This is a genomic window from Cupriavidus sp. 05T313 (assembly GCF_056396665.1).
This window is the reverse complement of the sequence record NZ_JBFTLX010000190.1, coordinates 1-13,944: the sequence shown is the minus strand read 5'-3', so window position 1 is coordinate 13,944 and position 13,944 is coordinate 1. Positions and strand designations below refer to the sequence as shown.

The 13,944-nt window shown below is 67.8% G+C and carries 11 protein-coding genes; 2 read left to right on the top strand and 9 right to left on the bottom strand.

Features of this window, described 5'->3' with window-relative positions:
• On the top strand, positions 1–803 hold an 803-nt coding region (locus AC1DKD_RS30300; RefSeq protein WP_477144075.1), incomplete at its 5' end, for a hypothetical protein.
• A gap of 69 nt (positions 804–872) precedes the next feature.
• On the opposite strand, the gene AC1DKD_RS30295 is transcribed toward AC1DKD_RS30300, so the two are convergent.
• The 4 genes from AC1DKD_RS30295 to AC1DKD_RS30280 form a co-directional block, all read right to left on the bottom strand.
• The gene (locus AC1DKD_RS30295) at positions 873–2,213 is read right to left on the bottom strand and encodes an ArsB/NhaD family transporter (protein ID WP_441628088.1); all 1,341 of its coding nucleotides are present in this window, start codon (positions 2,211–2,213) and stop codon (positions 873–875) included.
• A gap of 35 nt (positions 2,214–2,248) precedes the next feature.
• Positions 2,249–3,229 (bottom strand): amino acid ABC transporter substrate-binding protein, encoded by a 981-nt coding sequence (locus AC1DKD_RS30290; RefSeq protein WP_441628086.1) that lies wholly within the window; start codon positions 3,227–3,229, stop codon positions 2,249–2,251.
• Between the two features lie 204 nt (positions 3,230–3,433).
• Positions 3,434–4,531 (bottom strand): cytochrome D1 domain-containing protein, encoded by a 1,098-nt coding sequence (locus AC1DKD_RS30285; protein ID WP_441628084.1) that lies wholly within the window; start codon positions 4,529–4,531, stop codon positions 3,434–3,436.
• A gap of 129 nt (positions 4,532–4,660) precedes the next feature.
• Positions 4,661–6,997: a TonB-dependent receptor gene (locus tag AC1DKD_RS30280; protein ID WP_441628082.1), complete on the bottom strand. Its 2,337-nt coding sequence runs from the start codon at positions 6,995–6,997 to the stop codon at positions 4,661–4,663.
• 301 nt (positions 6,998–7,298) lie between these two features.
• Here AC1DKD_RS30280 and AC1DKD_RS30275 point away from each other — a divergent pair, with 301 nt between their 5' ends.
• The gene (locus AC1DKD_RS30275) at positions 7,299–8,156 is read left to right on the top strand and encodes an NADPH-dependent F420 reductase (RefSeq protein ID WP_477144074.1); all 858 of its coding nucleotides are present in this window, start codon (positions 7,299–7,301) and stop codon (positions 8,154–8,156) included.
• Between the two features lie 27 nt (positions 8,157–8,183).
• On the opposite strand, the gene AC1DKD_RS30270 is transcribed toward AC1DKD_RS30275, so the two are convergent.
• The 5 genes from AC1DKD_RS30270 to AC1DKD_RS30250 all read right to left on the bottom strand — a co-directional run.
• On the bottom strand, positions 8,184–9,284 hold the full coding sequence (locus AC1DKD_RS30270) for a fatty acid desaturase (RefSeq protein ID WP_441628078.1): 1,101 nt from the start codon (positions 9,282–9,284) through the stop codon (positions 8,184–8,186).
• Positions 9,285–9,460: 176 nt separating this feature from the next.
• A complete protein-coding gene (guaD, locus tag AC1DKD_RS30265; protein ID WP_477102385.1) occupies positions 9,461–10,792 on the bottom strand; it encodes a guanine deaminase in 1,332 nt (443 codons plus the stop codon).
• A 62-nt stretch (positions 10,793–10,854) separates the two neighbouring features.
• Entirely contained in the window at positions 10,855–11,901 is a 1,047-nt protein-coding gene (locus AC1DKD_RS30260; RefSeq protein ID WP_441628074.1) for an adenosine deaminase, read from the bottom strand.
• Positions 11,898–12,932: a xanthine dehydrogenase accessory protein XdhC gene (gene xdhC / locus AC1DKD_RS30255; protein WP_477111094.1), complete on the bottom strand. Its 1,035-nt coding sequence runs from the start codon at positions 12,930–12,932 to the stop codon at positions 11,898–11,900. Before xdhC ends, AC1DKD_RS30260 begins: the two co-directional genes overlap by 4 nt.
• A 69-nt stretch (positions 12,933–13,001) precedes the next feature.
• On the bottom strand, positions 13,002–13,944 hold a 943-nt coding region (locus tag AC1DKD_RS30250; protein WP_477144073.1), incomplete at its 5' end, for a molybdopterin cofactor-binding domain-containing protein.

Genomic DNA, 13,944 nt, shown 5'->3' with positions numbered 1-13,944 from the left:
GGGCAATGAGGAGACGCATCATGAAGAAAGCCGTGATCCATCTGTTGGGGTTGCTGATCCCGGCGCTCGCGGCCGGTCCCGTGGGGGCGTGGTCGCACGCCAACTATCGCGGAGGCAGCACATCGCACGCGCCAGGTTCGGATTCCACGACCCGGAGCAACGCCTGGGGTGGCAGCGAAACGCACACYTACGGGGAGGGCACGACCGCAACCGGCCGCTACGGCGGCACCGCCTCGCACGCGGAAGGTTCCGGGCAGACGACCGCCACCAACCGCTATGGCGGGACCGCGACCCACACCTACGGGCAGGGCACTACCGCCACCGGTGCGTATGGCGGCACGGCGACGCACGCCACGGGATCCGGCTATACGACCTATACGAACTCCTCGGGCGCGACGGCGTACCACAGTCCCTACTACGGTGCGACGTACCCCGCGTACCATCCGCCGGTCGTCGTGAACAACTACGGGTCCGGGTGCTACAACTGCGGTGGCTGGTCCACCGCAGGGGCCGCCGCGGCGGGCGTGGTGGTCGGCGTGGCGGCAGGCGCGGCCGTGGCATCGGCGAATACGGCCGCCGCTACATCCAATGCCTACAACGCCGGCGTGGTCGCCGGGGCGACGGCTGCCGCTGCCCCGGCCAGTACGGCGTTTGCGATGGGGGCGATCTACCCGACGCTGCCAGCGGGCTGCATCACGCCCACCGTGCAGGGCGGCACTTACTATTTGTGCGGCAACACGTGGTTCAAGCCCTCCTATGGCGCCAACGGCGTCTACTATCGCGTGGTGCCAACGCCAGCCTGAGCATCGGCTGGATTTCCGCTGGGTTTGCGCGGGGTTTGCGCGGGGTTTGCGAATACCCGGACCCCGTCGTCAGCGCATCAACCGCGCTAGCACGATCACATAGACCGCCGACGCCGCCAGCTGGGCCACGGTGATTGGCAGTCCATAGCGCATGTATGTGGCGAACGTGACCGGCTTGCCCTCGCGCGCGCAGATGCCGGCGGCCACGATGTTGGCCGATGCGCCGATGAGGGTGGCGTTGCCGCCGAGCGTTGCGCCGAACATCATCCCGACGAACACCGGAATCGCGGCCGCCGGCCACTGGGTGAACTGCTCCGCAAGCGCTGCGTCGGGCACCACTTCCGCCGCGACCAGGTAGCCCTTGACCATCAGGATCGACGCCGCCGCCACGGGAACGTTGGCCAGCAGGCTTGAAAGCACCCCGATTGTTGCAATCATCACTAGTGCAACGAGCGTGAGCTGGGTGCCGAACGAATCCTGGAGCTTCAGCGCCATGACCTGGATCAGTCCCGTCTTGGTCACCGCTTGCACCAGGCAGAAGATGCACCCAAGGAACAACAGGGTTTTCCAGTCGACGTCCCGCAGCACGCTGTCGGTCGGCTCGAAGCGGGCTTCATATCCGACCAGCAGGGCAAGGGCGCTGGCGATCAGCGCGACCGTGGGCGGCACGAGCCGCGTGGGCAGGTACTCGCCGAAAACGAACAGCGCCACCATTGTCAACAGGACGGCGAGCGAGAGCGCCGCGTAGATGGGCCGCTCGAGCTTGCGCAGCTGCGCGCGCGGCGGCAGCGGACGCCGCAGGCGCCACAGGTCCGGCATCAGGAGCGGCAATAGCGGGACGATGACGAGCAAGGCGATGACGCCGCCCAGGCTCACGCGGTGAAGGTACTCGCCAAACGTCATGCCGATGGAACTGCCCACGAGAAATGTCGCCGGGTCTCCCACCAGCGTCAGCAGGCCTGCGGAATTGCTCACGATGGCGGTCAGCACCATTGGTCCGACAAAGTCCACTTCGAGGGCGATGGCAACCCGGATGATGATGGGTGCGATCAGGATGACCGTGGTCGCGTTCGGCAGGAAGGCGCACAGGGGCGCGACCAGCGCGATCAGCAACAGCAGGAACCGTCTRCCGCTTCCGCCCGTGGCACTCAGGTACAGGTCGCCGATGCGGTCGAAGAGACCGGTGGTGGACAGGATCCGCGCCACCACCATGCCACCGAACAGCAGACTGATGGGGCCGCCGGAGGTGCGGGTGGCGCTCAGCAGATCCTGCTCGTTCAGGATCCCCAGGGAGATCAGGATGCACACGCCGACCAGGGCAGCCACCGCCATGTCCAGCAGGTTGAAGGCGATGGTGAGAATCACGGCCCCGAATACGCCAAGGACGATGTAGATCTGCAGTTCGCTCATGCGGCGGCCTCCGCTGCCCGTTGCATCGATGGGACCTAGCGCACCGGTGGCGCGTACATCAGGCCACCCTGCGTCCAGAGCCGGTTAAGTCCGCGTTCGAGACCGAGCGGGCTTTGCGCGCCGAGATTGCGATCGAACATTTCTCCGTAGTTGCCCACGCTCTGCACCGCGCGCGCGGCCCAGCCGGGCTCGACGCCGAGCGCCTGGCTGGCGTCCGCGCCGGCTTCGAATGCGCGGGCCACCGCTGGATTCCGCATGTGTTCGCTCGCGTCGGCTTGCGTGATCCCGGCTTCTTCCGCGGCAATGAGCGAGAAGAGTACCCAACGGACGAGCGTCAGCCAGCGCTGGTCGTCGTTGCGCACGACCGGACCGTGCGGCTCTTTCGATATCCGCTCGGGCAGGATGGCATAGGCTTGCGACCCGTCCCGGACGCGCAGGCGCGCGGCCGCAAGTTGGGACGCGTCGGCAGTGTAGGCGCTGCAGCGCCCCGAGAAAAAGGCGTCGGCCACCTCCGTCGCGGAGTCCACGACGAGCGGTTTCACGCTCAGGCGATTCGCTGCGGAGTAGGTCGCCAGATGGTCTTCGCTGGACGTGCCCTTTTCGACGCAGACCGTGGCGTGATCGAGTCCCGCAATCGACCGGATGCCGTTTTGCCTGGACACCATGAACGCCTGGCCGTCGTAATAGAGAATGCCGGCGAATTGCACGCGCAGCGTGCTCTCGCGCGCCAGGGTCCACGTGGTGTTGCGGCTGAGCAGGTCCACCACGCCGGTGCGCAGTGCCGGGAACCTGCCTGAAGCCTTCAGCGGAACGAATGTCACCTTGTCCGCCTGGCCGAGGGCCGCGGCCGCTACGGCGCGGCAGAAATCGGCATCGATGCCTGACCAGCGGCCCGAGGCATCCTTCGCCGAGAACCCTGCAATGCCTTCGCTGACGCCGCAGCGCAGCGTGCCGCGCGCCCTGGCCTGCGCAAGCGTATCGCCGTCCGCGGCATGCGCCGGCAAACCGGCGGCCATGAGCCACGGAAGCGTAGCCGGCAAGAGCATTCTGACGACGCGCCGAAGGAGGGTCATGCGGGCCCCTGAGCCAGTCTCGACATGGAATTGCGCTCCAGACTGATTCACTTTGTCCGCGATTCCCTGGTGCGTCAATTGGCCTTTCGGCCTATATGCGGGCGATCCACGGACGCTGGCGCGATGAGACATCGTGTGCCTCGGCGTTCATGGCGCATCCAGCGTCCCGGGGCTTTTCGGGTAGGTGACGATGCCCCAGGTCAGCGCGACGCCGGCGATTTCCCGCAGCGGCTGGTAGCTGCGCGCGTCCACCACATAGACCGCGTTCGAGCGGCCGCAGGCGATCAGCAGCCGCGCGTCGTCGGGGGTGAAGCTGAAATGCCAGCAGCGCTTGCCCGTAGCGATGTTGGCGATATTTTCATAGCTGCCCGCATCGAAGACCTGGATGGTGTCGGCACGCGAGGCCGCGACGAACAGGCGTTCGCCGGCGCGGTCGAACGCGACCCCGTAGGGCCCGGCGCGTGTCGGCACCGTGCGCAGGATGCGGTAGTCGGCCGCGTCGAGCACCAGGAATGCGTTCGCCGATTCGAGCGTGACGATATAGCGCCGCCCATCCGGGCTCACCTTGATGCCGCGTGGCCGCGATCCCGGCGGCGTCTTGAGCAGATTGAGGCGGCGGCCGCTGGCGCGCTCGTAGACCGAGACGGTGTCGTCGCCCTCGTTGGTGACCAGCAGCAGGCGAGCGTCCGGCGAGAATTCGATGCCTTCGGTTTCCAGCCCGCTGGGGATGGCGCGCGTGACGCGCCAGTCCTTGAGATCGATCACCGCGATTTCCGCCGGGACCGGGGCGCCGTCGCCGGCCTTGGCTGGCTTGCCGGCTTCCGGCGCGGGTTCCGCTCCGGGTGGCCCGTTGCGTTCGCCGGGCTCGTAGGTGACGAAGGCCTGCCCGCCGGACACGCGCACGAATTCCGGGTTCTTGCCGATCGGTATGCGCCTGACCAGTTGGCCGTCGCGCGCGTCGATGACGGAAAGGTCGCTGGTGCCCTTGTTGGCGGCCAGCAGGTAGCGGCCATCCGCGCTGATGCCGATGCCGCGCGGACCCTTGCCGCCGGTGTCCAGGGTGCGCGCGACTTCGAGCCGGCCGAGGTCAATCACCGCGATGCCGCCGGTCTCGCTGGATACATAGGCCGTGGCGGGCTGGGAGACAGGCGTCTGTGCGCGCCACGCGCACGCGGCGCAGGCGAGCGCGGCACACAGCGCCAGCGTGGTCCGGCCCGGCCAGCGATATCCCTTTTCCGTGGCCATGCGCGCCTCCCGATTGCGTTGCTCGCCGTGACGGCCGGCTTCATGCCATCCCGGGATGGCAACCCTGCGTCGCTCTATTCTTGGCGAGGGTGTGGTCGCTGCCAAGGACTTTCGGTGCGCCCGCAGCCGCTAACGCCCATCCCATTCGTAGCGCACCCCCACCAGGAACAGACGCGGCGCGCCCGGCGCGACGAAGCGCTCGGTCGGCACCGACGCGCCGGGCTGCAGCAGCGTGCCGCCGGGAAATACACTGAGGCCTGCTTGTCCATAGGTTTCATAGCGGCGGTCGAATACATTGTCCACCCGCGCATAGAGCTGCCAGCGCGGGTCGACCTGCCAGCTCGCGCGCAGGTTGAACAGGGCGAAGCCGGCGGTACTGGCGAGACGCGGATCCTGCGCGGTCAATGCACCGTCTTCGTTGCCGGCAACGGGCCGCGAGGAGGAAACAATCATGGAACCGCCGAGCGTGACGGAGTCCGTTGCCCGCCAGTCCACGCCGAGCTTGAAACTGTGCAGCGGCACGCCGGCCATGCGGGTGCCGGGACGCACATTGACGGGCGCCGCGAACGGCGTCTGGATCTGGCCGTCGGCCTGGTAGGTGGCTTGCAGGTAGCTGTAGCCGGCGCGCAGCGTCAGACGGCCAAGACGCTGGCGCAGGCCGAGTTCCAGGCCCTGGCTGCGGGTCTTGGGAAAGTTCGTGAAGAAGCCGAGCGGGCTGACCGGCGAGCGCTCGAACAGGATGTCGTCGCGGTTGTCGCTGCGGTACAGCGCCAGCGTCAGGTCGGTGGCATCGGCGGCTTTCCAGCGGCCGCCGAATTCGTACGTGCGCGACACCACCTGCCGCAGGTAAGGATCGGCCTGCAGGCCGGTGGGCAACTGGCAGGCATTGGCCGGGTCGGCGCAGCCAAGCTCGATGGCGGTGGGCATGCGCGTGCCCTGCGAGGCCGAGGCGAAAACGGTGAGACCGCTCAGCAACTGGTGCGAGAGGCCGAGCGCGGGGTTGAGCCGCGAGAACGTGAAGCTCTCGTCGGAGGCATTCGGCAACGTCATCTCGGTGCGCGTGCGCGAAGTGTTCCAGCGTGCGCTCGCGGTGAGATAACTGTGCGGCAACAGCTTGATGGTGTCCGATGCATACAGGCTGAAGGTGGTGGTACGGCCATCGAGCGAGGCCGCGGTGGTGGGCGAGGAAGCGGGGTCCGCCACCGCCACGCGATCTGCGTTGAATGTGGCCGGCTGTGTGTCCTGGCGGTACGCGGCGCGGCTCAGCGCGGCCGCGGCGCCCAGTACCGCGCTGTGGATGTCGCCGGTATGCGACCACTGCGCGGACAGGCCATAGTCATGCGTGTTGACGGTCGAGGTATTGAACACGGCGTTGGCAGGCGCATTGCCGGGCTGGCACCCGTCGTCGCCGGCGTTGCCCTGGCAGTCGAGCAGGCGGTCCAGGTAGGCGTCGCTGACGTCGCCCGTGGTTGCCTGCGCGCGCCCCACGCGCAGATAGGCGGTCAGTGCCAGCTGGTCTTCGGCATTGAATTGGTGTGCGCCGTTCAGCGTCGCCTGGAACGCGCGTGTGCGCGCGATGTCCGGCGCGGTGTAGATGGCATTGCGCTGGACGCCATAGATGCTGTCGGGAACCAAGCCGTTGCCGGACAGGCTGCTGGTGCTGCCAAGCAGGCTCACGCTCCATTGCGTGTCCGTGGTGGAGCGGCCTACCTTGGCGAAGAGATTGCCCAGCCAGCTGCCGGAAAGTTCGCGCCATCCGTCCTCCCGGAACCCCGTGCCCGCGACGAAGGCGTGCCAGCCGTCGCCCAGCATCTGCCCGGCGCTGACATCCAGCCGCGCGCGGCCGTGGCTGCCGACGCTCAGGTCGGCTTCCACGCCGGGGTGTGTCTCGCCGGACTTGGTGGTCAGCGCCAGCGCGCCGCCGAGCGCGTTGAGCCCGTACAGCGGATTGCTGCCCGGCACCAGCGTAATGGTGCTGATGGCGGCCTCGGGGATCGCGGTCCAGTCGACCACGTCGCCCAGCGCCGAATTCTGGCGTACGCCGTCGAGGTAGAGCGCCAGGCCCTGGCCCGCGCCAAGGGTGGACGAGAGCCGGTAGCCGCGGTAGAGGATGTCCTTCAGGTACGGGTTGCCTTGCACATCGTTGATCACGACGCTCTCCATGTTCTCGCCGAGGAACGATGACAGGTTGCCGGATTTGGCGCGCTCCATGTCGGCATCCGTGGCGGTCTGCACATTGCCGGGAAACGCCTCGCGCGGGATGGAGAACGAGGGCAGCGGCGCGGGCGCGACCACGGTGACTTCCTTGAGGTTGTGCACCTCGTCGGCGGGCAAGTCCCGCGGCGTTTCGGCGGCCAGAACCACCGGAGCGCCCGCGGCCAGCGCCAGCAGTGCGCACCTCGCCGCCGTTCGCCGCGCTGCGTGCGCCAGGCCTGGGCTGCGCGGTCGGGGGAGGGCGGGGAGCATTACCTTCTCCGTGAGGACAAGGACGCAAGCGCACGGATTCCGGCGCACGGTCACCAAGGCATCGCGCACGCCGACGCCGTCCAGGGTGATGCAAGTGATACTTACTGTAGTGCACGGCCCGGCGCATGCCAAATCGAACCGGCTGCCGCGCAGGCGGTTTGTCGCGGGCGCTGCATTTTTCGCCTAGAGTTTGAAGGTGCCCCCGAGAGCGCTTCGCCACGCACCGGGCTTTCCGAAAGGCGTGGCGCTCCGTTTTGCTGTGTCGCAGCATCGTGATCCTCACCGGATCGAGGAGTTCGCCATGCCGTTTCCCGATCGTCCCGTCTTCAGGCCTAGCCGTGCGGAGCGCACCGGCTTCGCCGGGGCCGCCGCCGTGGCTTGCGCCGGTCAGGCCGGTACGGTTGACCGGCGCCGCCGCTTGCTAAGCGGCAGTCTCGGTTTTGCCCTGCTCGCGCTGGGCGTGTTGCCCGCGCGCTTGCGTGCGCAGGCGAGCCGGGATGGCGGCCCGATTCCCATCGGTGTGATCGGCTCCGGCCGTATCGGAGGAACGGTCGGCGGCTTGTGGGTGCGCGCGGGACATCCTGTGATGTTCTCCTCGCGTCATCCGGAAGAGCTCAAGCCGCTCGTCGACAAGCTCGGCCCGCTCGCCCGCGCGGGCACGGTGGCCGAGGCGCTGGCCTTTTCCAAGGTGATTTTCCTGGCCGTTCCATACAAGGCCTTGCCCGATATCGCCGCCGAGCATGGCAAGGCCTTTGCCGGCAAGATCGTGGTGGATGCGACCAATGCCATCCGGGCGCGCGATGGCGCCATCGCGGAAGAGGCGGCACGCAAGGGCATCGGCATTACCACCGCAAAGTACCTGCGCGGCGCGCGCATCGTTCGTGCCTTCAACTTCATGGGCGCCACCAAATTCGCGAGCGAGCATCACCGCGCCGAAGGGCTGATTGCCGTGCCGATCGCGGYTGATGATCCCGCCGCGCTGCGCGTTGGCGAGCAACTGGTGCGGGATGCCGGCTTCGAACCGGTGGTGATCGGGCGGCTGGCGACGGCCGACAGCTTTGCGCCGGGCGGCCCGCTGTTCCACCAGATCGGTTCGGCCGATGCCATGCGGGCGCGCATGGCGGAGGTCAGCGGCAAGGCGGCCGCGCAGCCGAAGTAACCCCGGCGGCTGGCCGGGGCGCGGCGCTTATGCCGGCACGGGCGCGTTGACGCTGGTCTGCCGGCCCCGGAAGTCCGTCCAGCACAGCGCCTTGAAGTCGTACAGCTTGCAGCGGCGCGCGGTCTGGAAGTACCAGCGCCAGGTGAAGTTCTGGATGATGATGCGGCCCGGCAGCGCGTGTTCGAGCAGCGCCTGCGCGCGCTTGAGGCGGTACAGCGGCACGCTCATGTCAACGTGATGGGCGGTGTGCTCCATGATGTGATGCAGGGCCGCGCCGATGCCGTAGCGGAAGCGCAGGTGCACGGTGGTGGAGACGAAAGGCTGGGCGCGTGCCCACATGGTCTTGGTCTCGTACCAGGCCACGCTGGTATGGGTGTGGTGCACATAGAGCACGAAGCCCACGGTGAAATTCCATACCAGGAAGGGCACGACGAAGCCCAGGCCCACCAGCAGCGCGACCGACTGGCCGCTGGCCACCGCCAGCCAGGCCAGCGCGCCGATCCAGGCGGCGCCGAAGATCGCCACCAGCGTGCAGTCCCACATGAAGACAGCACGGCGCGTGGGCATCTGGCGGCGGCTGGGGAAGAACATCTTGAACCACCAGATCTCGACCAGGTAGTACAGGCCCGCGCCGAAGCCGTTGCGGTAGACGCGCTCCAGCGCGCGGCGCCAGCGCGGCAGCGTCTGGAATTCCTCGAGCGAGTAGGGTGCCCAGACGAAGTCGAAGCCCTTGAGGTTGGAATAGCCGTGGTGGACCACGTTATGGCCGACTTCCCACAGGCTGTAGGGCGTGAGCGACGGCAGGAAGGTCAGCCGCCCCAGCCATTTGTTGAGGCCGCGCCGGGGCGTCAGGCTCTGGTGGCAGGCATCGTGGCCGATGATGAACAGGCGGGCGATGATGATGCCGGTCAGCACGCCCGCCGCCAGCTTGGCGAGCCAGTGGGAGAACATCACCACCCCGGCCAGCGCGGCCACGAACAGCGCCGTATCCAGCGCGAACAGCGCCAGCGCGCGCGAGGTGCTGCGCTGACCCAGCGGGATCAGCCAGCCGCGGATGATCTTGCGCGAGGGCAGGGGCGCTTCAGGGGAAATCGGCTCCGGAAAGGGGGCTTGCTGCGTGGCAATCATTCAAAAACCTTCAGTTGTCGAACGCGGGGTCGGGCACCTGGCTGTGCCCGGGACTGGCGATGCACGGCCACAGGGGGCCGACGGTGTGACAGCTTAGAAGGATTGCGTGACAGGGGTGTTGATCCGGGTCAAGCCGGCGTGGCCAGGACCCGGTGCTTCCCGGTGGAAAGTGATGATTAATGCGCGACGGAGGCCGACGCGCTTGCCGGCTCGCCCATCACATAGACCTCATCGATCACACGATCGTCGCCCAGCATGGCGAAGGCGAACAGTTGCTCTTCCAGCGTCTCCGAGCGCTCGCTGCGGCGGGCGATCAGCGGCGTGGCCTGCGGATCGAGCACGATGAAGTCGGCCTCGCAGCCCGGCGTGAAGCTGCCCACGCGCTCGCTCCAGCCCAGCGCATCGGCGGCGGCGCGGGTGGCCAGGTAGAACATGCGCAGCGCGGTGAGGTGATAGCCGCCCATGCGCGCCACCTTGTGCGCGGCATTCATGGTGCGCAGCATCGAGAACGAGGTGCCGCCGCCCACGTCGGTGGCCAGCGTCACGTTGAGGCGATAGGCGTCGGACTGGTGGAAGTCGTAGAAGCCGCTGCCCAGGAACAGGTTGGAGGTGGGGCAGTGCGCCACCGCGGCGCCACTGTCGGCCAGGCGCTTGCGGTCGTCCTGGTCGAGGTAGATGGCGTGGCCGTAGAACGCGCCCGGACGCAGCAGGCCGTAGTGATCGTAGATATCGAGATAGCTGCGCGCCTGCGGGAACAGTTCGGCAACCCACTTCACTTCGTCGCGGTTTTCCGCCACATGGGTCTGGATATAGGCGTCGGGATAGGCCTTGGCCAGTTCGCCGCAGGCAGCCAGTTGCGCCTCGCTGGAGGTCGGCGCGAAGCGCGGCGTGATCGCGTACGACAGGCGGTTCTTGCCGTGCCAGCGCGAGATCAGGTCAGCCGAATCGCGCGCGCCGGACTCGGCGGTGTCGCGCAGGAATTCGGGGCAGTTGCGGTCCATCAGCACCTTGCCGGTCACCAGGCGCAGGTTGCGCCGGTCCGCTTCGGCGAACAGCGCGTCGGCCGAGGCCGTGTGCACGGTGCTCCAGGCCACGGCGCTGGTGGTGCCGTTGCGCAGCAGCTCGTCGGCAAAGAAGCCTGCCACCGCCGCAGCGTACTCCGGCTCGGCGAAGCGGCGCTCCTCGGGGAAGGTGTAGGTTTCCAGCCAGTGCAGCAGGCCGGGCGAGGGCGAGGCGATGATGTCGGTCTGCGGGTAATGCACGTGGGTGTCGATAAAACCGGGCACGATCAGCTTGCCGCGGCGGTCGATCACTTCGGCGCCGGCCGGGATCTGCGCGGCCAGCTCGGCGTAGTCGCCGACCGCGGCGACATGCCCGGCGGTGACAACCAGCACCCCGTCTTCCCAATACTGATACGCGTCGTCATGAAACTGCGGATCGCGCAGGAAGTGCAGCACGCGGCCACGGATGGCGCGGGTGATGGACGGGTTGGGGGGCGTGGTCGTCATAGCGATGTCTCGTCATGCGCCGGCGCGCGCGTGGCGCGCCGGCATCTTGGTGTGAACCGCGCTCAGGCCGTGGAGGCCGTCGCGGGCAGGGGGGATTGCCAGAAGTGGTCGACTTCGGCGAGGAAGGCGGCCTTCTGCGTGGCGGGCAGGAAGGACGCCTCGAAACTATTGCGCGCCAGCTTGTGGCCGTCGTCCGCGGTCAGCGGCAGGGCTTCGAAGGTGGCTTCCCAGTTGGCGTTCATATAGCCGCCGAAATAGGCGGGGTCGTCGGAGTGCAGCGTGACCAGCACGCCGGCTTCCAGCAGGCGGTGCAGCGAGTGGTCGCGCAGGTCGGGATAGACCTTGAGCTTCTGGTTGGACAGCGGGCACACCGTCAGCGCCACGCGCTCGCGGGCCAGCCGCGCCACCAGGGCGGGGTCGTCGATGGCGCGCACGCCGTGGTCGATGCGTTCCACCTTGAGGATGTCGAGCGCGTCCGTGACATACTGCGCCGGGCCTTCCTCGCCGGCGTGCGCCACCAGCCGCAGGCCCAGCTCGCGGGCGCGGGCGAAGACGCGGGCGAACTTCTCCGGCGGGTTGCCCTGCTCGGAGGAATCCAGGCCCACGCCGACGAAACGGTCGCGGTAGGGCAGCGCCGCTTCCAGCGTGGCGAAGGCGTCTTCCTCGGACAGGTGGCGCAGGAAGCAGAGGATCAGGCTGCTGGAGAAATCGAACTGGGTGCGGGCCTGGGCCAGCGCGTCGGAGATGCCGTCGATCACCACGCCGATGGGCACGCCGCGCGCGGTGTGGGTCTGCGGGTCGAAGAAGATCTCGGCGTGGCGCACGTTGTCGGCTACGGCGCGCTGCACGTAGGCCATCGTCATGTCGAAGAAATCGTCCTCGGTCAGCAGCACGCTGGCGCCGGCGTAGTAAATGTCAAGGAAGGATTGCAGGTCGGTGAAGGCGTAGGCTTCGCGCAGGGATTCCACGCTGGCATACGGCAGCTTGACCTTGTTGTGCTGGGCCAGCCGGAAGATCAGCTCGGGCTCGAGCGTGCCTTCGATATGGACGTGCAGTTCTGCCTTGGGCGTCAGGCGGATACGGTCTGCGAGCGCGGCATCGAGCGTCATGGGGTTCCTTTTGCGGTCTTGGTTTGCGTCGTGTTCGCCGCCTGGCCGCCGCGGTTGGCGCTCAGCGCGCCCAGATGGGCGAGACGCTGGTCGCGAACCTGCAGCAACTGGGCGACGATGGCAACCGCAATCATAGCCGGAGCCTTGTCCGTGATGCCGGAGACGCCCATCGGGCACGTCATTTCCGCAAAGCGGGCAGGGTCAATCCCGTGCTCCGCCATGCGATGCTCGAAGCGCGCGCGCTTGGTCTTGGAACCGATCAGGCCGAAATAGGCAAAGTCATTGCGCCGCAAGATCCGCTCGCACAGCGTCTGGTCCAGGGCGTGGCTGTGCGTCATCACCAGGAAATAGCTGCCGGCCGGGGCATGGTCGACCACCGCTTCGGGGATATCCGTGGCTTCCGGGGTGACGTTGTCGGGCAGGCCCGGCGGGAACAAGGTGTCGCGCTCATCCACCCAGTGCACCCGGCACGGCAGGTTGGCCAGCACCTTGACCAGCGCATGGCCAACGTGGCCGGCGCCGAACAGCACCACCTGCAGTTCATCGGGCACCATGACGTCGGTCCAGGCGCCATCGGTTTGCAAGCTCACCGAGGGCGTGACCGCCTGCGCCGCCGCGTGCCGCACCGGACCGGCCGCCGGCACGGTGCGCGTGAGCGCGCGGCCGGCGGAGAAGGCGGCCTGCACCGCATCGAGCCAGGGCAGGTCGGGCTCGCCCAGCACCTCGAAGGCGAGCTGGACCACGCCGCCGCAGCATTGGCCCAGGGCCGGGCCCAGGGGGATGCGCACGATCTGCCGCGTCGCATCGCGCTCGGCCAGCATGGTGCGCGCGATCTCCATGCCGCGCCACTCCAGATGGCCGCCGCCGATGGTGCCCACCAGGTCGTCGGCGGTCACCAGCATGCGCACGCCCGCCTCGCGCGGGGCCGAGCCTCTGACTTCGGCGATGGTGACCATCGCCACCGGCACGCCGGCGCGCACCAGGCGGGTGGCGTCGGCGAAGCGGAAGGGTTTGAGGGGCGCGTCCTGCATGGTGATGCCTTTTTAGGTTGATGCTTTTGGTGAGGCTGGTTACGTCGCTACGGTGTCAGAGGGTGCGGCTCACTGCACTACCGGCGCAGCCACCCGCACGGCATCCACCGCATCCAGGATCGCCTCGCTCGTCGCAGGCGCCACCAGCGGCGGGTTCACCTTGTAATCCCCGACGCTGGCCACCGCATCGCGAATGGCGAAGAACACCGAGAACGGCAGCAGCAGCGGCGGCTCGCCCACCGCCTTCGAGCGATGGATGCTGTCTTCCGCGTTGTCGTTCTCGAACAGCCGCACGGTGAACGCTTCCGGGCAGTCGTTGACGGTCGGGATCTTGTAGGTCGAAGGCGCATGCGTCATCAGCTTGCCATCCTTGTTCCACCACAATTCCTCGGTGGTCAGCCAGCCCATGCCCTGGATAAAGCCACCTTCGACCTGGCCGATATCGATGGCCGGGTTGAGGGAGCGGCCGGCATCGTGCAGCACGTCCGCGCGCAACAGGCGCCATTCGCCGGTGAGCGTGTCCACCAGCACTTCGGAACAGGCCGCGCCATAGGCGTAGTAGTAGAAGGGCCGGCCCTGCAGCCTGGACTGGTCCCAGTACAGCTTGGGCGTGGTGTAGAAACCATCGGACCACAACTGCACGCGCGACACGTAGGCCTGGCGTGCCAGGTCGCTGAAGTCAAGGCGCAGTTCGCCCGCCACCACCAGGTCGTCGCCGAACTGCACGCTGTCCGCGTCCACGCCAGCCTGGCGCGCGGCAAAGGCAGCCAGCCGCTCGCGGATCTGCCGCGCCGCGTCCTGGGCGGCCTTGCCGTTCAGGTCGGTGCCGGTGGACGCGGCGGTGGCCGAGGTGTTGGCCACCTTGCTCGTATCCGTGGCGGTGACGCGCACGCGTTCCAGGCGGATGCCGAGTTCGTGCGCCACCACCATCGCCACCTTGGTGTTCAGGCCCTGGCCCATYTCYGTGCCGCCGTGGTTCACCAGTACCGAGCCRTCGTTGTACACGTGCACC